This window comes from Teichococcus vastitatis, assembly GCF_003604215.1.
In the GTDB taxonomy this organism is placed as follows: Bacteria; Pseudomonadota; Alphaproteobacteria; order Acetobacterales; family Acetobacteraceae; genus Pseudoroseomonas; species Pseudoroseomonas vastitatis.
Map to the genome: position 1 here is coordinate 1 of NZ_QXGS01000017.1, position 22568 is coordinate 22568.

Consider the following 22568-nt stretch of genomic DNA (forward strand, 5'->3'; position numbering starts at 1 on the left):
CTGAGGCCGCGACCCGGCCGCCGATGCGGTTCGTCGCCTTCAAGAGCGAGAAGCAGCTCGACGTGCAGATCCTGCACTGCGCGAACTCGGAGTGCACCAACTGGTCGAGCTCCTGAGGCGAGGACGTCCGAGCCTCGATGCCTAACTCAGCCAGGCGGAGCTGGAGGGCTGGTGTGACGAGCGTCTGCCTCAGTTCAGCGCAGAGATGCGCGATGATCTCGACCCGCGTTCCTTGGAGCGCGAAGAGCACGGTCCAGGATCGTGCCGCATAGCCGGCAAGCCCTGCTTCCGCCACTGTGAGGATAGCGGGCTGTCGCTGGCTCCGGTGATCGCCTGCCACGGCTAGGATCCGGATCGTGCCGGCTTCCGCTTGAGGAAAGGCAGTAGGCAGGTTGAGAAAGCTGAAGGTGATGCGGCTTGCCATGAGGTCGCTCAGGGCCGGTCCGCCACCCCTGTAGACAATATGGGTCACCGACACACCTGCCCTCATCTGAACAGGTGGTCTGCCAGGTGCTGTGACCCTCCGATTCCTGCTTGCTCCGCTTCGCGGCGAAGCAGTGAGACGAGACCTTGCAGATCCTGAGCCGGGAGGGACGCTGGAACGCAGAGCGCCAGCGGGATATCTTCCAGCACCGAGACGCCAGCAAAGGCCACACGGTGATCCAGATCGCGAGATGGTACGATCAGGGAGGTCATCACGTGGTTGCTGGCCGATGAGATCAGCAAGGTGTAGCCGTCCGCTGCCGCACGGATGGCTACGCCGTGCCGAAGGCTCCGCCGGCGCCGGCACGGTTGTCGACCATCAAGCTGGTACCGAGCGCTGCCTCCAGGCGGGGTATAGTATCGTTTGATGCACCGGCTGCGAAGGGAACAATCACGGCCACCGTGCGCTTCGGCTATCGCGACTAACCAGCCGCAGGGCGGCAGGAGCCGCCTATAGCGTACCTATCAAAGCAAGACAACTCTTGCGTTGCAGCGCTCGCCGTCTGCGACCGCGTTGTTCCTTCCGCATCGGGCATTCGTTCTCTTTTTGTATTCTTGCGGATAAAGTGCAGAAAACAAACCCATGCTTAAGATCGTTGCATCCCGCAGGATACAAAATAACAAGGTCTGGAGGGTATTTCCTCAGAAAGCTTGACGCCAGCGCCTGCTGTCATTCCCGCCTGCTGAGCCTCTGCAAAAGCCGGCATCATGTGGACTGCCTGCTTCGGAACAGCTGAACTGAGGTGGTCCTCGGGATTCGGGCATTTGGATTAGCTCGGTTAGGCCTCAGAAGGACGGACCCGATGACGAGCAAGCGGACGCGGTATTCAGCGAAGTTCAAGGTCAAGGTGGCAGTGGAGGCGCTGCGGGGTGAGCTGACGACAGTGCGCCTGGCGACCAAGTGGCGGGCCGTGGAGGAGATGGCCGCGGGATTTTCCGGCCGGACAGCGGCGCAGGAGACGAAGTCGAAGGAGGCCGAGGTGGAGAAGCTGCATGCTAGGATCGGACAGCTGCTGGTGGAACAGGACTTGCCCGACGAGAGGCTACGGGGCAGCTGAGATGAGGAGACTGGCGGCCTGACGCCAACCAACCGAGCTTATCCCCTCTACCTAACTGTGCGGCCAATGGGAACCACCTCAGAACAGCTCGGCTACAGCCGCTTGACCATTGTTCTCCGCCCGTTGATCTGATGCTGATCGCACCCGGACAAAAAAAATCAAACGGACTCGGGAGCGCGGCATAGGTGGAAGGCCTACGGAACGCTCCGGGAACCGGGCGCAATGTCGGGCTTGGCGGTTCCGCCGCAAATGCGACCACGGCAGGAACGTTGACTGTCCACATTTACGAAACAAGACCGCCACGGCGCTCCTTGTGCTAACGTGGCTGAAGCGGAACCTCGCCTCTATCGTGGCTCCAGGATCAATCTTTCGCCGCGGAGCGGGGAGGGGTCAGGCAGTGGTCGCCAGCCTCGGAACACCGGGCGTAGGCCGGAGGCCAAACTCGCAACCACAATTCTCCGCAGGATAAACGGAAACCATTCCGGTTCAAGCGAAGACAAGGTCGCCTGCACGCAGATTGCTCACGCCTTCCAGCAGAATCTCACCCGTCTCGTAAACGGCCGGGAAGCTCAGCAGCAGGCCCCTGGCAGTCTGCGTGAAGGTCAGGTCGGCCGCCGAGACGTAGTAGCCGCTGAGATCAATCTTGTCGGTACCAGATTGGAAATCGCGGATGGTGTCACGCCCGCCATTCGCGTCCGAGGCGTCACCGCTGTCGCTGTAGGCGTAGAGGAAGATATCGCTTCCGGCGCCGCCCCGCAGGTAATCGGTGCCGTAACCGCTCGAGATGATGTCGTTGCCGTCGCCGCCGCTGATGCCGTCGGTGCCACTTCCGCCATGGAGAATGTCATGGCCGGCGCCACCCAGGAGCTGGTCGTTGCCACCACCGCCGAAGATGCGGTCATTGCCCGCGCCGCCATCCAGGAGATCGGCACCGTCGCGCTCGGCATAGGCGAAGGTGGCGCCGGCCGTCAGGCCACCGGCCCCGTAGCCGTAAATGGTATCATCGCCGCTGCCGCTCTGCACGAAGTCGCTGCCATAGCCAGCATAGATCGTGTCATCGCCGGAGCCGGAACGGATCGTGTTGTTGCTGAGCTGCGCCGGGGTATCGTGCAGACCATCGCCGTAGATCGTGTAGTTCGCCGTACGAGTAGAGAGGTTAATGTTATCCGCTTTTGCGGAACCATAGAAAATTGGCATGGCTTGTTCTCTCTCGGCACAGGCAGGAACGCTCTGTGGAGAGGTTTACCGGACCACTCGAGTCAATGCTCATGTCGAATCACTAGTATGCACGCATAAGTAGTAAAATACCCGTGAACATACACCATATAATTAATATTCTGTTCACACCTGTTGCCAAGTAGTGAATCAAAGGAACACCGAGCTGACCTGAGCCGCGGCACTTCTGCCAGCGGCAGGTCGCGTCCGTGGCTTGTTTGGAGACGGACATAGCGGGCAGACGGTGTCCGCAAGAGCAGATCATTGGGGTGTTGCGGGAGCAGGAAGCTGGGCTGAAGGCGGCGGATCTCTGCCGCCAGCATGGGATCTCGGAAGCGACCTCCTATGCCTGAGAGGCTAGGTATGGCGGCCTTGGTGTGTTGGAAGCCAAGCGGCTGCTGGGCGAGGCGATGCTGGACAACGCCGTGCTGAAGGACCTCGCCGCAAGAACGTATGGCCCACCCCGTCCGCAAGCAGTTTTGCGACCTGGTCTGATCAGTCTACGCCAACGTATCCGGTCTCGGAGCGACGCCCCGGCCAAGATGGAGATCCGCGCGTCCTGGTCCTCATAAAGTTCACGGCGTCGAGCGCCATTTTTTGCGTCAGGTTTCCAGTACGCCGATCGACTGTCAGGCCATCTTACTTCCACCACCCGCAGACCTCATCCAGCCGCTCGCGCCGGGTGGGCGCGAACGACCGATCCCTGGCGCTACGACATGCTCGTGCCCTGCATCCCGAACCGCTGCCCGCTGCGCAGCACCGCGCAGATGATCCGCGCCAGCTTGGCCGCCAGTGCCACCACCACGGTGTTCACGTGCGCTCGGGCCCGTAGTCCCCCCGCAGCCAGTCACCCAGTGGTGTTTCGGCCGTCGACAAGCTCGGCAGCGCGGCGCGGGCACCGTGGATCAGCATCTTGCGCAGGTACGCATTGCCGCGCTTGCTGATCCCCAGCAGCTTCGGTTTGCCGCCTGTGGTCATCTGCCTGGGCACCAAACCTAGCCACGCCGCCAGATCTCGGCCGCGTCCGAACGTTTCAGCCTTGCCAACCGCGGCGACCAGCGCCGTCGCGTTCAGGGGGCCGATACCCGGGATCGTGGTCAGCAGACGGGCGGCCTCGTCGGTGCGGGCGTGCAGCGCGAACTCCTCGTCAAAAGCCAAGATGCGCCGGTCCAGTTCACGCCACTCCGCCCGCTGGTCCTCCACCAGCAGCCGGGTGCGCGGGCTGAGCGCGGCCTGATCCTCGACCAGCAAGGCTTCGAGGAACAGTTCCAGCTTGCGCCGTCCCTGGGGCACGGTGATGCCACGCTCGAGCAGGATGGCGCGCAACTGGTTGATCAAGGCCGTCCGCTCCCCCACCAGTCGGTCCCTGGCACGATGCAGGCTCTGCATGTCGAGCTGGGCTTCGCTCTTGAGCTCCACGAACCGCATGGCCGGTCGGGTCGCCGCCTCGGCAATCGCCTCCGCATCCCGGTCGTCGTTCTTTTGCGCCTTCACGTAGGGGCGCACGTACTCAGGGGACATCAGCCGGACCTCGTGGCCCTGCTCGCGCAGCCTGCGGCCGAGGTGGTGCGCTCCACAGCAGGCCTCCATCGCCACTACGCAGCCCGGCATACCCGCCGCCAGCTTGGCGATCCCATCCCGGTGCAGGCGCCGCCGCATGAGCACGCGCCCTCCCGCATCCAGGCCGACCACGCTGCAGCTGTTCTTGCCCAGGTCGATCCCCAGCACTGCGATCTGCATTGACCCGCTCCCATTCCTCCAGTTGCCCCCTCAGCCTAGGGTGAGGAAAGCGAGGGGTGGGCCATCCCATAAAGTTCTGACGCCTGCGGCCAAGGCGGGCGGCGGCTCACGCCCGGGAGGTGCATGGGATCAGCCCGTGGCAGACATGTTCGCTGCTCGGCGCCGACCGGACGTCGATCCGCTACCGAACCCGGCGCCTTGACGATCCGCCAGGTTCGGGCGAGGCGGTGGGAACTGGCGGCCGGACGCCGTCGGTTCGGCTATCGGTGGCTGGGGATCCTGCCGGCATGGGAGGGCGCGGTTGAACCACCAGAAGCTGCGGCGGCTGCATGCCGAGGAGAAGCTGCCGGTGCGCCGTCGAGGTGGCGGGAAGCGGGCTGTGGGCCTGCGGCCGCCGATGGTGCTGCCGAAGGCATCGAATCGGCGCTGGTCGCTGGTACTTCGTGTCCGATGCGCTAGCCGGCGGGTGACGGTTCCGCATCCTGGCAGCGGCCGGCGGCTTCAGCCGCGAGTGCCTGGCGCTGGTGACCGACACGTCGCGATCCGGCGCCCGGGTGGCCCGCGGGCTGGACGCCGTGATGGCGCAGCGAGGTCGCCCCCTGATGTGCGCCAGCAACAACGGCACCGAACTCACCAGCAACGCCATGCTGAAGTGGAGCCAGGACCGGCAGGTGGAGTGGCATCCTATCGCCCCTGGCAGGCCGCGGCAGAACGCCTTCGTGAAAGGCTTCAACGGCCGCTTGCGTGACGAAGGCCTGATCGAAACCCCGTTCACCTCGCTGGCTCACGCCCGAGCGGTGCTGGCCAGGTAGCAGACCGACTACAACCACGTCCGGCCGCACTCAGCTCACCCTGGGCTGGACTTTCTTCGGAGAGGTGGAGGTTCCTGATGAGGCAAAGGGAACTCCATGACGCAGCAGAGACGGTTCACGAGGGACTAAGAGGGCGAGGCGGTCCGGCTGGTCCGGACAAACGGGCGGAGCCAGCACGAGATCGCCGCGGATCTCGGGATCGGCCTGTTGACGCTGATTCGATGGATCAGCCGAAGCCGGGACCGGCCAATCGATGCGCCGCACCGCTCCGGACAGGAAGACGTCGCGGCCGGGTTGAAGCGGCTGCGGCGGGAAAACGAGATCCTCCGCCAGGAGCGGGACATCCCCAGGCGGGCCACGGCTTTTCGCTCGGGAGGGAAGTCGGTGAGGTTCGCGCTCGTCGATGCGGCGAAGGAGGAGTTCCCCATGCATCATCTCTGCCACGTTCTTGGCGTCAGCCAGAGCGGCTCCTTTGCCTGGAGGCCGCCTGGCCTGCCGCCGCCAGCACGAGGTGCTGCTCGTCCATGGCCATTCGGCCTTTGCGCTGTCCCATGGCACCTGTGGCAGCCTGCGGATGACGCGGGAACTGCAGAACAGCGGCCTGGCCGTCGGGCGCCGCCGGACGGCCCGCGTGATGCGGGAGAATGGCCTCCGCGCCCGGCAGACGGGGCGGTTCCGACGAGCCACCAACACAGCCACCATGCCTGGCCGATCGCGCCCAACCTGCTGGACCAGGACTTCTCAGCCGATGGCCCCGGCCAGAAGGGGCAGCGACATCTCATGTATCTGGACCGCGAAGGCTGGCTGCATCTGGCGGTGGTCATCGACCTGTTCGCACGACGCATTGTCGGCTGGGCCGTGGCGGATCGGCTGCATCGGGAGCTCGCCCTGGCCGCCCTCCGCAAGGACCTCCTTATACGCCCCCGGCCCCAGGGCTGATCCATCATGCCGACCGTGGCAGCCAGTCCTGCTCCACGGACTACCAGGCCGCCCTTCGAAAGCACGGCCTCCTGATCTCGATATGGGGCACGGGGACTTGCTACCACAACACGGTGGTGGAGCGTTCTTCAAGACGCTGAAGTCGGAACTCGTCTGGCGCACCGTCTTCGAGACCCGCCATGAAGCCAAGCAGGCCATCAGCCGCTACATCGACGGCTTCTACACCCTGTCCGGCGCCACTCCGCGCTCCATATCGCAAGCCCGGCCTAGTTCAAGAGGATGGCTGCCAATCGATCCAACGCCTCCCCACCCAACCAAAGCAAGTCCAGGCGACATCCGCCGAGATTGGCAGGCGAGCCATCAAGTCCCGGATGGCGGAAATCCTTGCCAACCCGCTCCCGCAACGGCGGACAATCATCGAGAATTTTAGCTCAACCTCAAGAAATTTCTGGGCTCAGGTTCACCGATCATGAAGCGGCTCACGCCGCCGCCCGGGAAGCTCTCATCGCAGTGCGCTGGATCATGCCGGAAAGCGTGTGGACCCAAAGCATCGAAGCTCGGGCGTGTTGCCGGAGATGCCGATTTGGCGAGTGTTGGGGAGCTGATGTTTCCGGCTGGGGGGAGGTGAGGGAGGCGAACCGCCTGTGCCACAGAATCCGACGGATGCACCGCATCATCGCTCCGTTCCGAGGGTCGTGATCCTCAATGCGGCTGGAATAGTCCGCGCCCTTGCACGGTCTCAGGTCGCGCCACTGCGCGGACGCTTTCGCAGCGAGCGGACGAAGCCGCGGTTAGCGGCAGTGAAACCGAGCGTCTCGCAAAAAGATGCCAGATCATCGCATTCCTGCTCGGTGGCAATGGTGAGCTGGTCACAGCCCGCCGTGCGTGCCGCCTGGGAAGCGGCCTTGATCAACAGGCGGCCGATCCCGTTCCGGCGCTCCGCCTCATCGACAACCAAGGCGGTGATCTGCGCCACAGGCCGGTCCGCTTGTAAAACGCTGTTCCAGTGAAGAGCGATCAGCGCGCTGACCGCGCCGTTCCACGCGGTGGCCACCAGCACAGTGCCGGACGGATCGCCAAGAACCCGTTCCACACGCTCCGCCACCTGACGCTGTTCCACGCACAGTCCGAGTTGTCGGAGCAGGCCCGCGATCTCCAGCGTATCTGCGGGCAGGGCGGTCCGGACCTCCACGCCCGAGCGACTGCCAAACACCATGGTCCCCCCGTCCGAGCTTGTTGAAAAAGCAGGCTGCCGCGACACAGCCGCCCTGCGCTTTCGTGGAGCGGATCGCTTGGGAAGTCTATGCGCCTTCCCGATCCTGCTGGCGCTTCGACCCTTCACCGGGTCCCAAGGTTCAGGACCTGCCCCCCGGCGCAGAGGAGTTCATGCCGAATGAAGCTTGTCTGTCGTGGAGCCGCGTTCACCGGGCAGAAAACAAAAAGCCCAGGGTTGATCGCCGATTAATCATCGCGACGCGATGGTTGCGGATCAGCCTGCGGCGCGTTCCAGCATGCCGGGCACAGTGTCGCCGTCGCGGATGGAGGTCAGGAGGGCCGCGGCCTTGTCCGCGCCCAGCACGGGCGCAACCAACTCGCGGAACTTGGCGTCGAGTTCGGCATCGGTCAGCGGCTGTTCGGGATCGCCCTTCCGGCTCGGCTGTTCGTGGTCGAAAACGCGGCCGTCCAGCAGCGTCAGGCGAAGGCGGGCAGCCCGGCGCTTGGGATAAGCCTCCGCCAGATCCGGTGCCATGCTGACGGAAACCTTCGGCATGAAGGCGAGCAGGGTCGGATCGCGCAGCCGGGCGGGGGCGAAAGCTTCCAGCCGTACCCCGCCAAGGTGCAGCAGGGCGGCGACGCAGTACTGCACACTGAAACGCGCCTCCTGCTCTGATGTGACAACAGGTCGATCGCACATCTCCGCCGTGGCACGGTAACCGGCGACGTGGATCGCCTCAATATCGTGGGGGGTGAAACCGTGGCGGTCACGCAGCGCCAGCAGCCCATCCAGCGCAGGAAAGATGTGACCACAGCAGCCATGATTCTTGAAGGTCATGCTGCCGATCACGAATTCTTCGTCCAGACCCGAGAGGGCCTCCATCCATCGGCCAGTGGAGTCACTAGTGGCCGCGGCGAAGCCGGCCTCGCCATGCAGCACGTCCGGCGCGCCCGTCACTTCGGCGGCGGCGGCACGCGCAGCCAGGATGCCCGCTTCGGCGGCATGGCCTGCGTGCAGGGGCTTGCTCATGCCCTGACCTCGGAAGGCCTGCTGCAGGCCTCCGCTGGAGGTGGCGGCGAGCGCGATCGCATGGCCGATCCTTACGGCATCGCTGCTCAGCAGTAGGGAGGCGGCCACGGCAGCGCTGATGGTGCCCACCGTCGCCGTGGTGTGCCACATGTGGTAGTGGCTGGGCTGCACCGCGAGGGCGATACGCCCTCCTACCTCGTAGCCAGCGGCCATGGCGCGCAGCAGCGCATCCATGCCGGCGCCTCTCGCCTGCGCCACGGCCAGGGCGGCGGCGATCGTGGGGCTGCCGGGATGCAGGCCGGAATCGCGATGGATGTCGTCGAACTCGAGTGTATGGCTGGCAACGGCGTTCAGCAGCGCGGCATGGCGCGCCGCGCCGCGCTGCCCATCGGCATAGCAGATCGCCTGGCCCTGTCCCCGTTCATCGGCCAGGGCAGCCGCCAGCAAGGTGGCGGGCGCGCGGCGCGTGCCGGGCAAGGTTGCGGCGAACCAGTCCAGCAGTGCCCGCCGGGCGTGGTGCTCCAGTCCTCCCGGCCAGGGGCGCCGGTGCCAACTCGCCGCGTGGACGGCAAGGGTGGTCAGCGGATTTCCGATCACCGTAGGACCACCAGCCCGTCTACAGCGCGGACGCCCTGCCCCTCGGGCAGCACGAATAGCGGGTTGATCTCCGCTTCCAGCAGCCGCTCCCCCGCTGTTCCGGCCATGGTGGCGAAGGCCATGACCGCATCCACCAGCGCCGGCACATCCGCTGCCGGGGCGCCCCGGTAGCCGCGCAGCAGGCGCGCCGCCTTCAGTTCCTCCACCATCGCCTCGGCATCGCCGCGCGCGATCGGCAGCAGGCGCAGGGCGGTGTCCTGGAACAGCTCCGCCGCCACCCCGCCGGAGCCGAGCAGGATCACCGGTCCCAGCTGCGGGTCGCGATGGAAGCCCAGGATCATCTCCACGCCGCCCCGAACGCGCTCCTGCACTAGGAAGCCCTCGGGTGTCGGCGCCCCGGCCTGTTGAAGCCTGTGCAGCATGGTGGCACAGGCGTCCGGCACCTCACCCGCCGCCAGCCCGACGCGGACGCCGCCGATGTCGCTCTTGTGGGCAATGGCGCGGGACAGCACCTTCAGCACCACCTCTCCTGCCAACTCATGCGCCGCGGCCGTGGCGGCCCGCGCATCGGCGGCCACGTGCTCGCGTGTCACCGGCATCCCGAAGCGGGCAAAGAGGGCCTTGCTCTCGGCCTCGTTGAGGTTGCCAGGGGGAAGGCTGGCCAGCACCGACGGGTTCTCGGCCACTGCTTGCGGCGCGGCCGGCACCGTGGGGCGATGCAGGGCTCGCAACACGGTGGCACAGCTTTCCGGCGTGGCGAAGGCGGGGATGCCCTGGCTGTTCAGCAGCCGCACCAGGTGCGGGGCGTGCGGGCTGACATAGGCCAGCACGGGCTTCCCGCTGCGCGCCTGGCACTCGACGATGGCGCCCGCCACGATGTCCGGCGTGGCCAGCGCAGAGGAGCCGATCACCACCACCACCGCATCATAGCCGGGGCTTTCCAGCAGCGCGTCGATGGCGCCGCGGAACAGGTCAGGCCGTAGCCCGGCCAGCGTGACGTCCACCGGATTGCGTCCGATCGCGCCGGGATCCTCGTTCAGCAAGGCAGCCAGGCGCCGGGTGGTCGCCATGTCCGGCGCGGGAACCTCGATGCCGGCCAAGCCGCAATTATCGGCCAGCAGCGTTCCGGCGCCACCCGTGGAGGTCAGGATGGCCACCCGGTTCCCTGCCATGCGGCGCCCGGAGGCCAGGGCGGCCGGGATGTCGAGCAGATCGGTGAAGCTTTCGGCGCGGATCACGCCGCACTGCCGGAACAACGCGTCGTAGACACGGTCCGCCCCGGCAAGTGCGCCGGTATGGGACGTCGCGGCCCGCGCACCGGACTCGGAGCGGCCGACCTTGTACACCACGATAGGCTTGCCCAGCTCCGCCGCGCGTCGCGCGGCCTGCTTGAAGACCTCGGGCCGCCGCAGCCCTTCCATGTAGACGGCGATGACGTCGGTGGCCCCGTCCTCCAGCAGGTGCGTGATCATCTCGCTGCTGTCGATGTCCGCCTCGTTGCCGGTGGAGACCAGCTTGGCGAAGCCGATGCCGCGATCCGCCGCGCGCGACAGCAGGGAACCCAGGATGCCGCCGCTCTGCGACACCACCGAGATGCGGCCGGCGGCGAGGTTGCCCACCTCCAGCGCGCCGGTGGCGGAGAGCATCATGCCGTCCGTCAGGTTCACCAGCCCGATCGTGTTGGGGCCGAGCAGCCGCATCGTTCCGGCGGCCTCCTTCAGGGCTTCCTGCCGGCGGCCGCCGGTCTCATTCGCCTCGCCATAGCCGCTGGCCAGCACGATGGCCGCCTGGCAGCCCTTCGCCGCGAGATCGCGCACCGCCGCCTCGGCCCGCTCCGGGCCCAGCAGCACGATGGCGGCATCCGGAGCGCCGGGAAGCGAGGCGATGTCGGGGAAGCAGCGCAGCCCGGCGATGCTGTCGGTGCGCGGGTTGACCGGCCAGATCTCGCCATCGAAGCCGTATTTCTGCAGATAGCCGACCGGCCTGCCGGTCATCTTGCCGGCATCGGCGGAGGCACCGATCACCGCGACGCTGCGCGGATGCAGCAGGGCGCCGATTCCGTTCATGCCACGCCGCCTTTTCCCTGCGCGGCGCGGCGTTGCGCCACGCCTTCCAGAAATGCCGCGACGGATTCCTGATGCTCGCGGGAACTGTAGCAGATCGCCTGCGCCTGGCTGCCGAGTGAGAAAACCTGCTCCACCGACAGCTCGAAGGTTTGGTCGAGGATGTTCTTGCCCAGCGCCAGGGCGGCGGGGGCGCCGTGGCTCAGTTCGGTGGCCCAGTTGCAGGCGTCCTCCAGCAGCCTCGCGGCGCCCGTGACGCGATCGATCATGCCGATCCGCAGCGCTTCCTCCGGCTCCACCGTGCGGCCGGTGAAGATCAGCTCCTTGGCGCGGGACAGGCCGACGCGGCGCGGCAGGAAGTACATGCCCCCCCCATCCGGGATCAATCCCCGCAGGATGTAGCTCATGGCGAAGCGTGCGTCGTCGGAGGCGATGATGAAGTCGCAGCACAGCGCGACATCGCAGCCGAGGCCGGTGGCCGCGCCGTTGACCGCCGCGATCGTCGGCTTGGGCAGGGAGTGCAGCATGGAGATGGCATGGTGCGTGCGCTGCTGCCGGCGCCAGCCGTTCAGCGCCACCTCACCCGGCGGCACCGACAGGCGGGCCTGCATCGACTTCACGTCGCCGCCGGCGCAGAAGCCCTTGCCGGCTCCGGTGACCACCAGTGCCTTGATGGAATCGGTTCTCGCGACATGGTCCAGCGCCGCCATCAGTTCCGCCCGCATGGCATCGTCGATCGCGTTGCGCGCGGTTGGGCGGTTCAGGGTCAGCACAGCGACGGAGCCTTCCGCCCGAAGAAGGATGGCGTCGGCTTCACCGGAATAGGAGGTCATGATGCTCGGTCCTCGTCAGGATCTCGCGGCTGCGTTCAGCGGCCGCGGCAGGCAGGCGCCTTGGTTCCACGCCCGCAGGCATTCCGTGGCACCCCCGAAATATTGGCGGAAGTTCTGTTGCGTGACGTAGCCGAGATGCGGCGTCAGGATCGTGTTGGGAGCCTCGCGGATCGGATCGCCGGCAGCCATCGGCTCGGGCTCATGCGTGTCGATGGCGGCGCCGCCCAGATGGCCGCTCTGGAGAGCACCGATCAGCGCCGCTTGGTCCACCAGCGGGCCACGCGCGGTGTTCACCAGCAGCGCGCCCCGGCGCATGAGCCCGAGCTCCGCCGCGCCGATGATGCCGCGCGTTGAGGGGCCGAGACCCAGATGCAGCGTCACCACGTCGGCCCGCCGGAACAGCGTGCCTTTGTCGACCAGTTCGGCACCGGAGGCCTCGGCGGTCGCTGCCGTCATGTTCGGACTCCAGGCCAGCAGCCGCATGCCGAAGGCGCGACCGATGGCGGCCACCCCGGCACCGATCCGCCCCAGCCCGGCGATGGAGAGCGTCGTGCCGTCGAGGCCCAGCCCAGCGCCTTCCTGCCACGCACCCTGCCGCAGCCGTTGCTCCTGCTGGGGAATGCGACGCGCGAGAGCCAGGATCAGCCCCCAGGTCAGCTCCACCGTCGGCGAGGCGAGTGATGGCGTGCCGCAGACAGCGACGCCGGCGGCATCGCAAGCGTTAAGATCCAGCGTGCGGTTGTGCATGCCCGTGGTCACCACCAGGCGCAGCCTCGGCAGCCGCCGCAGCAGGGTGGCCGGGAAGGCGCTGCGCTCGCGGATCAGCACGACACCATCCGCGTCGGCGAGCCGGGCCGCCAGATCATCCTCGTTCAGCTTCTCGTTCAGGAAGGTGACGGGCAGGCCGGACCAGTCGGCCGACTCCGGCGCCGCGTCACCGAAATCATCCAGCACCAGGACACGGCGGAGCGGGGCGCGCGGTGTCATTCGGCCCGGATCCCGGCGCGCGTCACGACTTCCTGCCAGCGCTTCCGGTCCACCTCGATGAAGCGGGCGTAAGCGGCCGGGGTGGGGCTCGCCTCGATATCCACGCCTTCCTCGGACAAACGCTGCTTGGCGCCCGCCTCGGCCAGCGTGGCGTTCAGCGCGCCGTGCAGCGCCGCCACCCGATCGGCCGGCAGGCCGGCGGGACCCAGCAGCCCGTACCATGTCGAGGACAGGATCGCCGGAAAGCCCTGCTCCACCGTGGTCGGCACGTCGGGCAGGAACTCCAGGCGCCGCGGGGCGGCCACGGCCACCGCCCGCAGCCCGCCCGAGGCGATGTGGGGCCGGAGCGGCGCCGCGGCGTTGGTCAGGATCTGGACGCGTCCTGCCAGGACGTCCGTGATGGCAGGCCCCGTCCCGCGGTAAGGGATGTGCTCCATCTCGGCGCCGAATTCGAGCGCGAGCAGTGCGCCCAGCACATGTCCCGTGGTGCCCACACCGGGGCTGGCATAGGACAGCGGCGGCATGGCCCGGCGGGCCAGGTCCCGCAGCTCGCCCATGGCGCGGGCCTCGACCTTGGGGTTCACCGTGATGACGTTGGGTGCGTTGCCGATGAAGCCGACCGGCGCGAAATCCCGGATGATGTCATAGGGAACCTTGGGCTGCACCAGGCTGCTGATCAGGAAGCTGCCGCTGCCACCCAGCAGCAGCGTGTAGCCATCGCTGGCCGATGTCGCCACGGCCTCGTTGCCGAGGATGCCGCCGGCCCCGCCACGGTTCTCCACCACAAAGGTCTGGCCGAGCCGCGCGGCCATGCCTTCCGCGATGACACGGCCGACGATGTCGTTGCTGCCACCGGCCGCGAAGGGGATGATCAGACGGATCGGCCGGTCGGGATAGCGCTCCTGGGCGCGAACAGCGGGTGCGTGCAACCCGATCAAGCCGGGGAGCAGCGTCAGGGCCGTACGGCGGTTCATGGGCGTTTGTCCTCCGGTGGCTGACCCGTGCGGCCATGCCACCGGGTTCCGTGTTTCCCACAGTCTCCGCCGGCGAACGAGGTACGCGAAGTCCAAGAGTTTCTTGCCGTACCCCAACCTGATGTTAGGCTAAGCCATGCATCGTCCGATCTTGCCTTTTGAGAGCCTCTGGGCCTTCCGCGTCATCGCGGAAACCGGCAGCTTGACCGCAGCGGCAGCGGTGCTGGGCATCACTCAACCCGCCGTAAGCAAGCGGCTGCGCAATCTGGAAGTGGTGCTGGGATGTCCGCTGGTGCGGCGCGGCGTCAATGCCATTGCCCTGACCGAGGCCGGGCAACATTTCGCGGACGAGTTGCGGAGTGGTTTCACCCAGATCCAGGCCGCCGTGGATCACCTGCGCGCCGAGCGGTCGCCGCTTCGCATTCGCGCCTACACCACCTGGGCACTGCGCTGGCTCATCCCGCGCCTACCGCGCTTCCATGCGGACCATCCGGGCATCGACGTGGAAGTCTCCACATCAACAGCCGTGGTCGATCTGGCGCGGGAGGGCGTGGACGCGGCTGTGCGCACGGTTGCCAAGGGCACGCCGCCGCCGCCAGGAGGGCGGCGCCTGCAGTCTGTGGACATCTCGCCTTTCGCGGCCCCGGCAATGGTTGCAGGTATGTCGGGTCACTGGCCCGCCTCCGCGCGGCTGCTGGGCAGCAGGATCCGTCCCGGGGACTGGGAGTTGTGGCAGCGAGAAGCCGGCTTTGCCGCGACTCAGCCGCCCCTGCTGTTTGAAAGCACGACGCTGGCCATCCAGGCCGCGATGGAGGGCCTCGGCATCGTCATCTGCTCCCCCTCCTTTGTTCGGGAGGAGGTTGAAACGGGGCGGCTGGTGCGCCTCTCGGAAACCAGCATCCCGACGGGCGACCTGTACTGGTTGTTTCTGCCAACGGGTCGTCTCGGAGACGCGATCGGCACCTTTGCGGACTGGCTCGTCCGCGAAGCCCGGAGCTGAAGCCCTGCCTCTGTTCGGGGCTTCCCCATTGCTGGCGGAATTTCTCGCGTTCCGGTGAGGGTGCATACCGACCCCATCGGGGCTGCGCGAGATGAAGCCGGAAGGACTGCTCCGGCATTCCTGGTCGGCCCATGCTCCGGCCGCAGATCATGTCGATGTTTCTAAACAGGTTTATAGATGATGGCGGAGGCAAATGGGTCAGGCGACGATGACGGCGAGCCGAAGCAGAAGCCGCGCCGGCTGATGAGCATCTCCATACGGGTGGCGCTGGCGATCTTCCTCGTCAGGAACCTCGGACGAGGGCTCGGCTGAGGCCGGGTGGTAGTGCAGGATCCCTGCTGCTTCGTCCGGATGCTGGTTCCAGAAGGCAGCCGGTTTCCTCCTGCCGGAGGATCGTTTCATTGGCGTATCGGGCGCTTCATAAAGCGTTCGGGTGGGCCTTGAACGTTCCCTCTGTCAATCGCCTGGGGTAGGATCCGCTTGTTTGATGCAGCATCATTCCGGCACATGACGAGCGGGGCATCGACGGCTGGGGCGGGGTCAATATGGCAAAAGCCCGCCCGGTCAAGAGCCGGGCGGGAAGGGAAGGTTCGTTCGGGTGGCAAGAGACAGGTACTACAATGCACACAACGGCAATTTTAGGTTGTGGTTCCCGGAAGAATACATTTTTCAAGATATAGAAGAAAATGGATCGGACTGGCAGGCGAGCCACCGCGACCATGTCACGACGATCGCTGGCAACGATCGCCGTCGAGCAGGTCGCTGGGGAACCGCGCCTGCTCTCCAGGTTGATCTCCAAACGGTGACCTTCCGTTTAGCTCAGCGGAGGAGAAGCAACGTCTTGCATTCTTTCAAACATGGCCCCGCATGTGACCGCCCCGAACAACAACAGCGCGGCCCAGGGACCGGCTCCGTCGAGCACGGCCCCGAAGAGTGGCGCACCGACCGTTTGACCCGACGCGACCGCCAGGAATGGTATTCCGAGCCCAAGTTCGGGCCGGTCCGGAAGGAGCGCGATGCCCCGGATCAGCAGGACGCCGCTGGAGACAATATAGGCGACCCCGAACAGGCCCATCGCCGCGAAGGCGAGTAGCGGAGCCACCGTGGCAGCCGCGAGGATCCCGTAGCAGAGGGCTATCCCGAAGAGCGCCGCTTGGTGGATCGACCCGATCCCGAAGCGGGCGACGAGCATGCCGGTTGATGATCCGGCGAGCCCGCCGAGACCCAGCGCAATCCAGGCAACCGGAATGTTGGCCTCCGGAAAGCTGAGCACGCTGCGCAGGATATGGGCACCGAATGTCCAGACCGCGGTGCTCGAAACGCCCATCAGGAAGCCAGCCACGCACAAGCCAGCCAAGCCCGGTCGTGCCAGATCCTGTGAGATCCCGGCATCATTTCTTCGCACAGGCGAGCCTGCCGGCAGTGCGAACCATAGCCAGATCGTTATCAGCCCGCCGATCAAGGCGAACAGCGCGTAGAGTTCGCGCCAGGCCGTACCGACAACCATCGCGACGATGCCGGAGAACACGATTCCCGCCGCCGTGCCGGAATTGATCATTCCATTTGCCTTGGGACGCGCGGGCCCGTCGAATCCCTGTGCAACAGCCGCTGCAAGCGGCGGCGAGGTAAAGCCGGTGCTGAGCCCGGCCAGAGCGATCGCGGCCCCCAGCACCGAGGTCGAAGGAGCAAGGGCAACCAGTCCCACGCCGAGCGTTGCGGTGAGGCCTGCCAGCACGGCCATCATTCGTGCCCCGAGCCTCGCACCCAGCAGTGACGCGGCGACGATGCCCACGCAATAGGCGGCGAAGGCCCCGCCGCTCACCCACCCCGCTGCAACGGCGCCGAGCGGTAGGTCCTCCCGGATCTGCGGCAGCAAAAGGCCATAGGCGAAGCGGGCCAGCCCGTAGGACAAGGCCGTCAGCGCGAAGGCAGCAGCGACAAGGTTGCCGCCGCCTTTCAAGGCGCAGATCTCCGCGCCGCCTCGAGAAGCGAGACGGCCGCAGCCTTGGCCTCGTCGATCACAGAGAGATCAGCGACGCTTGCCGCCGCTGTCGCCCCCTCGAACAGAAGCCAGATCTGCGTCGCGAGGCTGTTGTCATGTCGCCTGAGCACCGCCTGCACGCGCGCGGCGATCATATCGCGGAACTCATCCTTTTGCCGCCGGACAAGAGCGACAATCTCCGCGCTCGCACCGGAGAACTCGGCACGGGCGCGCAGGAGCATGCATCCCCGCGCGCCATGCTCCTCCAGCCAATGCCGCTGCGTATCAAACAGCACAGCCACCGCGTCATCGTGATCCCTGGCGCATTCGAGGCGCCGATTGAAGCGGCGATGCCGCTCCTCGAGAACGGCAAGTACCAGACCGTCCTTGGAGCCAAAATGCTTGTACAGCGTTCGAGTGGAGGCCCCCGATGGCGCCAAAACCTTGTCCACGCCGATCCCGCGGAAGCCTTCGACCTCGAAGGTGGCTGCGGCACCCGAGATGATATCCGTTCGCTTGTCCATGCCGATAATGTAAAGCGATCGTTTTATATAGCAAGGCGCTGCCGCCGAATGTCCTGTTTCGGCGAGATCGGCCGTCCACAATCAGCGGATTGATGGTGGCCTCATCCGTTGGCCCGGAGGCTCACCCGCCATCGGTGCATCTGTGACAAAGGATGCCGGCTTCCATGGTCTTGGGGAGGCGTGAATCGTCGGCTTGGACAGGATCCCGAATCCACCAGCGTAGAGGCTGATACAGAGCGGTGACGCCGACAATGGCTTGCCGGTGACACAGGCCAAGCGGTCTCGCACACCGTCGCGCAGTGGGCCTTCATTTGGCGCCCAGTTCTCAGGACCACATCCCTATAGTTCTGACTGCCCTGCCAAGTGCTCGAAGATGGATTTCTGGACGCCATGGATGCCTTCGGTGAACCTGGTTGCTCGCGCGGTCGGATGGCCGTCAACATCATCCCTGCGTCACCGGCAGCGCGAGGGCAGGTTGAACGGTGGCCGTTCACTGTTCGGCACAAGAATCATCTCCATGCAACTGCCGGATCCTCAGTGCCAAGGCATCCCATTGCGCCAGACACTTCGATCCGTTCAGCAGTTCCTTGGAGAACGGAGATCCCTCAAGAGGCCACCGCCTGGGCATCGGACTGATCAGATCCCTGGCGAGGCACCGTCAGTCCTTGCTTCTCCGCCCTTTCTGTTGAGAATCTGAACCAGAGCGGTGGCAAGTTCCCCGGCGCGGAATGGCTTGCTCAGGCGTGGAAGGTCGGCGGCAACGCCGTCATCCTCCGCGTAGCCGGAAACCACGAGCACGGGCAGGTGGGGCCACCTGGTTCGCAGTTGCTGCGCCAGACTTGTGCCGGTGATGCCTGGCATCAGGTGATCCGTTATCAGGATGTCGAATACCTCACCCCGCTCAGCAACCTGCAGAGCGCCTTCCGCCGATGCTGCCTCGATGACGCGATAGCCAAGGTCGCTCAGCATATTGGCCGTGCTCAGCCGTACAAATTCCTCATCGTCGACCAGCAATGCTGTGCCCCGGACCGGCACGGCCGCGGACGTGCTGGATGGTGGTGCCACCGCATCAGGGGGAGCATCGCTCTGCGGCAACCAGAGCTCGACATTGGTGCCGAGACCGGGCCGGCTCCGGATGGTGAGAGCGCCACCCAACTGCAAGGCGAGGCCATGCACCATGGAGAGGCCGAGACCGGTTCCCTTGCCGATTCCCTTTGTTGAGAAAAACGGTTCGATGGCTCGGGCACGCGTAATCTCGTCCATGCCTGTCCCGGTATCCGCTACCGACAGGCAGATGTAGTTTCCGGGCATCAGCCCTGGCCTGTTGGGGCTTACGATGGTCTTCGCGCTGGCTGAGATCCGCAGGGTTCCGCCCTCGGTCATCGCATCGCGCGCGTTCACGCTGAGGTTCAGAAGCGCCATTTCCAATTGGCTGGGGTCGATCTTGGCAGGGGGCAGATCGGCGGGAGTATCGATCGTGACCCTGATCTGCGGACCCGTGGTGCTCGCCACCAACTCGCCCATGTCGCTGACGAGCTTGGCGATGTTCACCGGAATCGCCTGGAGCGGCTGGCGCCTTGCGAAGGCGAGCAGCCGCTGGACCAGTATTTTCGCACGCTCAGCCGCTTGCATGGCAGCGCTGATCAGCCGCTTCTCACGCTCCCCGCCCAGCTCCTTGCGCTGGAGCATGTCGAGTGATCCGAAGATGGGAGTCAGCAGATTGTTGAAGTCATGGGCGACGCCACCTGTCAACTGCCCCATCGCTTCCATCTTCTGCGCTTGGTGCAGTGCCTCCGTACGTTCGGCCACTTGGGCCTCCAGCGTGCCGTTAAGTTCCCGCAGCCGCGTTTCGGCGCCCACGCGCTCAACATGGGCCCAGCAACGCTCGGCCACAGCCTCGACGAGCGAGATCTCATCTTCGGTCCAAGCACGGGGGCGGTCCTGATGGACCGCCATCATCGCGACCAACCGGCCACCTTTCACCAAGGGACAGCAGATGATCGCCGCGATCCCGATGGCCTCGAACATCTCCCGGCCTTCACCGGATTCGAGTTCGGCGGGCACGTCGCGAACCACCAGCGTGCGACCGCCATGCATGCTGGCTGCCGCCCGCGGGCCGAACAAATCGAGGCTGTAGGTTCCCACCGTGCTGATGATGCCGGAGGCGACATAGTCGCTTCTGATGGTGAACTGATCATGATCTGCGCTGACATCGGCGTAGGCGCAGCGCGACACGCCGAGATGCCTGCCGAGCAACCCCGCTGCCTCACTCATGGCAACCGGAGCCTCGGTCGTTCCGCGCAGCCGCTCCTCCACCTCCGCAGTGAAGCGAAGCTGCGTCTCGCTGCTGCGGAGACGCTCTTCGGTGAGCTTCCGGTCATGGATGTCGATCGACGTGCCGACCCAGCCGTCGACCGCGCCTTCGGCGCCGCGGAGAGGTTCGGCGCGGGCCACATGCCAGCGATACATCCCGTCACGCCTGCGGTACCGCACCTCGATCTCATAGTTTGCAGCATGGCGCCTTGCATCGGCCCAGGTTTTCGTTGTTCGTGCCACGTCGTCAGGGTGAAGTGTATCGACCCAGCCACTGGGCAAGGCCTGATCGGGAATTTGACCAGTGTACTCGTACCAACGGTTATTGAGATAGTGCAGCTCGCCATCGCTGGTCGCAAGCCAAACGAAGGCTGGCAGCGTATTGGTCAGCGTGCGCAGCCGCATCTCCGCTTCACGTTGCCGCGCCTCGCCTTCCCGGCGTTCATCGATGTCGATCACGGAGCCGACATGGCCTAGGAACTCGCCATCCATGGCGAAGCGCGGGGCGGCAGCGTCGATCACCCATCGGTAGCTGCCATCGGCCCGCAGAAGCCGATACTCGGCCTGGAACGATGCTTTGGCTGCGATGGCGCTCCGGAAGGCCTGCTCGGCCTCTGCCTTGTCTTCTGGGTGCGTGGCTTCGAGCCAGCCAAAGCCGCCCGTCTGATCAGCCGTTTGACCGGTGAATTGATACCAGCTGCGATTGAGATACGTGCAGGAACCGCTGGGGTCGGTGACCCAGATCATCACCGGAGTCTGGTCGGCTAGATTGCGAAAGCGAGCTTCGCTTTCGCGGAGAGCGTGCTCGGCGAGCACCTGACCTGTCGTCTCGGTGCAGGCGCAGAACATGCCTGCGATCCGGCCATCATCGTCACGCACGGGCGAGTAGGAGAAGGTGAACCAAGTCTGCTCCTCATATCCGTTCCGGGTCATGAGAAGCGGCAAGTTCTCGCGGAAGGTTGCCTCGCCCCGCATGGCGCCGTCGATCAGCGGCGAGATATCGGCCCATACATTATGAAAGCCTCGCCCAAGAGCCCGGGGGTGCTTGTTGCCGAGGATCTGGGCGTAGGAATCATTGTACAGGAAGCTCAGTGCCGGCCCCCAAGCCACGAACATGGGGAATTCCGAGTTCAGCATCAGGTTGACCACGAGGCGGAGCGACTGCGGCCAATTTGCCGGCACGCCGAGCGGGGATGCCGTCCAGTCATGGGCTCGCATCAATGCGCCCATGCTGCCCCCGCCTGCCAAGAACTCGGTCGCTAGTATCGAATCTGGAAAAGACGCCACGCCTGAGGCCTCCGCTGCCCCTGAAATGGTGGGCTCGCGCCTGTAATATATCGAACCAGATCGCGATAGTCATGGAGAATTGCCAAGCTGATGGTTCTCTGGTTTAGCTGGATCAGCAGCGGAGGCTTTGTGATCTATTCACGCGTCCCAGGTGTCGCCCATTGATTCGGCAGACAACTCTTTGTCGCAGTTCACCTCTTGCTTCCTTATCAGGTCTCGCCCGACGGGGTGTAGATGCACGCAATGCTGAGGCTGAGATCTTTGGGAAGCAGCCTGCCGATCCCCGTGCTTGGCGAGCAAGGGTCGACGAATGGTGCGCGGCGCCTGCTTGCGGTGGGCGCGCCACCCTGGTGGTCGACGATGATAATGCTGGTTGTCCGGGATGTCTGGCCGCCGTCATCGTGGCTCGAAGTGCAACGGGAGTGCGGATCCAGGCAGCGGCCTCAGCGCCGGATCAGAACCGCGCCTCGATCGGCCAAGGCCGGTTGATCAATCCGCCAGCCAAGGTTCGCCGCCTGACGGATGACCCGTCGGACTTGACCCTGGGCGGTCCCTCTCATGAAGAACCAGTGCCGCCCGGTCAGGGCCGATGAGCAGCAGCGGCTTCGGTCGTCGCCAGCGATGGCGCGGACGCCAACGTCGGACGACAAGTGTTATCCGTGCAGCAATCGAAAGAGGTGCGAGCGGAGGGAAATTCGTACCCAGAGCATCAGGCGTTCTGCGGCCTTACCTTCTTGGCACACCCTGATCCACGATCAGCAGTTCAACGCTTGCAGGATAATACGACCGATCGTACTATTCTAGCATGAAGTCCGATATGACCCGGCTCCGGCTGCTTAGCCACGGCCTTCGCGCACTGAGTACCGATGGATTGTCGGGCGTGACCCTTGGTCGGCTGGCAGAGGCAGCCAGCCTGTCCAAGAGCGGCCTCTTTGCCCATTTCCGCTCCAAGCAGCAGCTTGAGATTGCTCTCCTCTATGAAGCGGCGCGGTCGGCGCATGGCCATGTGGTTGAGCCAGCCATGGATGCGCCAGCAGGATTGCCTCAGCTCCAGGCCCTGGTGGAGCGGTGGCTGGGTTGGCCGATGCGCGCCGGTCTGCCTGGCGGCTGTCCCATCGCAGCCGCGTTGTTCGAGCTTGATGACAGGGAGGGCGAGGTCCGCGAGCACGTCGCCGCACTTGAGAGGGAGTGGCGGCTCCTCCTGGGCTCCCTCGTGGCTTCCGCAGTGGCGCTCGGGCACCTCCGCAAGGGCACGGACCTGGACCAGTTCGTCTGGGAACTTTGCGGCATCTATCTGAGCCATCACGTTTCAGCCCGCTTCCTGCGCGATCCTTCCGCCGAGGAGCACGCGCGTCTTGCCTTCGGGGCCCTGCTCCGCCGCTCGGGCGCGACGTCGCCCGCCTGATCCTGCCGAAAGTGCTGCGCCTTGCCGACTGTCGCCCTAGTTTCGATCACCGCTGTCAGCTTGGCCTGACCTCTGCATGGAATCTCCCGCGCAGCTTGGTATCTGTCCGGTG

General features: G+C 65.6%; 16 protein-coding genes and 4 pseudogenes. 7 read left to right on the forward strand and 13 right to left on the reverse strand.

Going from position 1 to position 22568, the window contains the following annotated elements; genetic code table 11:
* Nucleotides 1-136: 136 nt before the first annotated feature.
* Nucleotides 137-490 (reverse strand): annotated as a pseudogene (locus D2K64_RS24480) (tripartite tricarboxylate transporter substrate-binding protein); the annotation flags it as partial.
* On the reverse strand, nt 487-696 hold the full coding sequence (locus D2K64_RS26190; protein WP_238384235.1) for a hypothetical protein: 210 nt from the start codon (nt 694-696) through the stop codon (nt 487-489). The gene D2K64_RS26190 and the pseudogene D2K64_RS24480, both read right to left, overlap by 4 nt.
* A gap of 590 nt (nt 697-1286) precedes the next feature.
* Between D2K64_RS26190 and D2K64_RS16320 the strand changes: the two are divergent.
* Nucleotides 1287-1511 (forward strand): annotated as a pseudogene (locus tag D2K64_RS16320) (IS3 family transposase); the annotation flags it as partial.
* Between the two features lie 516 nt (nt 1512-2027).
* On the opposite strand, the gene D2K64_RS16325 reads toward D2K64_RS16320, so the two are convergent.
* The gene (locus D2K64_RS16325) at nt 2028-2738 is read right to left on the reverse strand and encodes a calcium-binding protein (RefSeq protein WP_120009452.1); all 711 of its coding nucleotides are present in this window, start codon (nt 2736-2738) and stop codon (nt 2028-2030) included.
* A 227-nt stretch (nt 2739-2965) separates the two neighbouring features.
* Here D2K64_RS16325 and D2K64_RS26195 point away from each other — a divergent pair, with 227 nt between their 5' ends.
* Nucleotides 2966-3109, forward strand: coding sequence for a transposase (locus tag D2K64_RS26195; RefSeq protein ID WP_120009453.1), 144 nt, complete (start codon nt 2966-2968; stop codon nt 3107-3109).
* 356 nt (nt 3110-3465) lie between these two features.
* Here the strand turns inward: D2K64_RS26195 and D2K64_RS16335 are convergent.
* Nucleotides 3466-4496, reverse strand: a pseudogene (locus D2K64_RS16335) (IS110 family RNA-guided transposase).
* A gap of 482 nt (nt 4497-4978) precedes the next feature.
* Here D2K64_RS16335 and D2K64_RS16340 point away from each other — a divergent pair.
* On the forward strand, nt 4979-5308 hold the full coding sequence (locus tag D2K64_RS16340; protein WP_370765029.1) for an integrase core domain-containing protein: 330 nt from the start codon (nt 4979-4981) through the stop codon (nt 5306-5308).
* A gap of 147 nt (nt 5309-5455) precedes the next feature.
* Nucleotides 5456-6517, forward strand: a pseudogene (locus D2K64_RS16345) (IS3 family transposase).
* 469 nt (nt 6518-6986) lie between these two features.
* Here the strand turns inward: D2K64_RS16345 and D2K64_RS16350 are convergent.
* The 6 genes from D2K64_RS16350 to D2K64_RS16375 form a co-directional block, all read right to left on the reverse strand.
* Nucleotides 6987-7463, reverse strand: coding sequence for a GNAT family N-acetyltransferase (locus D2K64_RS16350; protein ID WP_120009455.1), 477 nt, complete (start codon nt 7461-7463; stop codon nt 6987-6989).
* Between the two features lie 273 nt (nt 7464-7736).
* Complete coding sequence (locus D2K64_RS16355; protein WP_238384236.1) at nt 7737-9089, reverse strand: MmgE/PrpD family protein; 1353 nt, start codon at nt 9087-9089, stop codon at nt 7737-7739.
* Nucleotides 9086-11155 carry an acetate--CoA ligase family protein gene (locus D2K64_RS16360; RefSeq protein ID WP_120009456.1) on the reverse strand — a complete coding sequence of 690 codons (2070 nt, stop codon included), beginning with the start codon at nt 11153-11155 and terminating at the stop codon, nt 9086-9088. Before D2K64_RS16360 ends, D2K64_RS16355 begins: the two co-directional genes overlap by 4 nt.
* Nucleotides 11152-11985 (reverse strand): enoyl-CoA hydratase/isomerase family protein, encoded by an 834-nt coding sequence (locus D2K64_RS16365; protein ID WP_120009457.1) that lies wholly within the window; start codon nt 11983-11985, stop codon nt 11152-11154. The genes D2K64_RS16360 and D2K64_RS16365 overlap by 4 nt, the downstream gene beginning before the upstream one ends.
* Before the next feature lie 15 nt (nt 11986-12000).
* The gene (locus D2K64_RS16370) at nt 12001-12972 is read right to left on the reverse strand and encodes a D-2-hydroxyacid dehydrogenase family protein (protein WP_120009458.1); all 972 of its coding nucleotides are present in this window, start codon (nt 12970-12972) and stop codon (nt 12001-12003) included.
* Entirely contained in the window at nt 12969-13946 is a 978-nt protein-coding gene (locus tag D2K64_RS16375; RefSeq protein WP_120009459.1) for a Bug family tripartite tricarboxylate transporter substrate binding protein, read from the reverse strand. Before D2K64_RS16375 ends, D2K64_RS16370 begins: the two co-directional genes overlap by 4 nt.
* Nucleotides 13947-14082: 136 nt before the next feature.
* Between D2K64_RS16375 and D2K64_RS16380 the strand changes: the two genes are divergently transcribed.
* Nucleotides 14083-14946, forward strand: a complete 864-nt coding sequence (locus D2K64_RS16380) for a LysR substrate-binding domain-containing protein (protein WP_120009460.1) — start codon at nt 14083-14085, stop codon at nt 14944-14946.
* A gap of 180 nt (nt 14947-15126) precedes the next feature.
* Nucleotides 15127-15258, forward strand: coding sequence for a hypothetical protein (locus D2K64_RS25955; protein ID WP_274379308.1), 132 nt, complete (start codon nt 15127-15129; stop codon nt 15256-15258).
* Nucleotides 15259-15760: 502 nt separating this feature from the next.
* On the opposite strand, the gene D2K64_RS16385 is transcribed toward D2K64_RS25955, so the two are convergent.
* From D2K64_RS16385 to D2K64_RS16395, 3 genes are all read right to left on the reverse strand, one after another.
* Nucleotides 15761-16906 carry an MFS transporter gene (locus D2K64_RS16385; RefSeq protein WP_157985894.1) on the reverse strand — a complete coding sequence of 382 codons (1146 nt, stop codon included), beginning with the start codon at nt 16904-16906 and terminating at the stop codon, nt 15761-15763.
* Nucleotides 16903-17451 (reverse strand): TetR/AcrR family transcriptional regulator, encoded by a 549-nt coding sequence (locus D2K64_RS16390; protein WP_120009462.1) that lies wholly within the window; start codon nt 17449-17451, stop codon nt 16903-16905. Before D2K64_RS16390 ends, D2K64_RS16385 begins: the two co-directional genes overlap by 4 nt.
* Before the next feature lie 636 nt (nt 17452-18087).
* On the reverse strand, nt 18088-20994 hold the full coding sequence (locus tag D2K64_RS16395; protein ID WP_120009463.1) for a PAS domain S-box protein: 2907 nt from the start codon (nt 20992-20994) through the stop codon (nt 18088-18090).
* An 874-nt stretch (nt 20995-21868) separates the two neighbouring features.
* On the opposite strand from D2K64_RS16395, the gene D2K64_RS16400 reads away from it, so the two are divergent.
* Nucleotides 21869-22456 (forward strand): TetR/AcrR family transcriptional regulator, encoded by a 588-nt coding sequence (locus D2K64_RS16400; RefSeq protein ID WP_202910709.1) that lies wholly within the window; start codon nt 21869-21871, stop codon nt 22454-22456.
* Nucleotides 22457-22568 lie beyond the last annotated feature (112 nt).

What these genes read in the sequence shown, in the direction of transcription:
- D2K64_RS16370 (WP_120009458.1), bottom strand. Translation starts at nt 12,972, where the DNA reads ATGACACCGCGCGCCCCGCTCCGCCGTGTCCTGGTGCTGGATGATTTC.
- D2K64_RS25955 (WP_274379308.1), top strand. Translation starts at nt 15,127, where the DNA reads ATGGCGGAGGCAAATGGGTCAGGCGACGATGACGGCGAGCCGAAGCAG.
- D2K64_RS16350 (WP_120009455.1), bottom strand. Translation starts at nt 7,463, where the DNA reads ATGGTGTTTGGCAGTCGCTCGGGCGTGGAGGTCCGGACCGCCCTGCCC.
- D2K64_RS16380 (WP_120009460.1), top strand. Translation starts at nt 14,083, where the DNA reads ATGCATCGTCCGATCTTGCCTTTTGAGAGCCTCTGGGCCTTCCGCGTC.
- D2K64_RS26190 (WP_238384235.1), bottom strand. Translation starts at nt 696, where the DNA reads ATGACCTCCCTGATCGTACCATCTCGCGATCTGGATCACCGTGTGGCC.
- D2K64_RS16400 (WP_202910709.1), top strand. Translation starts at nt 21,869, where the DNA reads ATGACCCGGCTCCGGCTGCTTAGCCACGGCCTTCGCGCACTGAGTACC.
- D2K64_RS16325 (WP_120009452.1), bottom strand. Translation starts at nt 2,738, where the DNA reads ATGCCAATTTTCTATGGTTCCGCAAAAGCGGATAACATTAACCTCTCT.
- D2K64_RS16360 (WP_120009456.1), bottom strand. Translation starts at nt 11,155, where the DNA reads ATGAACGGAATCGGCGCCCTGCTGCATCCGCGCAGCGTCGCGGTGATC.
- D2K64_RS16375 (WP_120009459.1), bottom strand. Translation starts at nt 13,946, where the DNA reads ATGAACCGCCGTACGGCCCTGACGCTGCTCCCCGGCTTGATCGGGTTG.
- D2K64_RS16365 (WP_120009457.1), bottom strand. Translation starts at nt 11,985, where the DNA reads ATGACCTCCTATTCCGGTGAAGCCGACGCCATCCTTCTTCGGGCGGAA.
- D2K64_RS16390 (WP_120009462.1), bottom strand. Translation starts at nt 17,451, where the DNA reads ATGGACAAGCGAACGGATATCATCTCGGGTGCCGCAGCCACCTTCGAG.
- D2K64_RS16395 (WP_120009463.1), bottom strand. Translation starts at nt 20,994, where the DNA reads ATGGGCGCATTGATGCGAGCCCATGACTGGACGGCATCCCCGCTCGGC.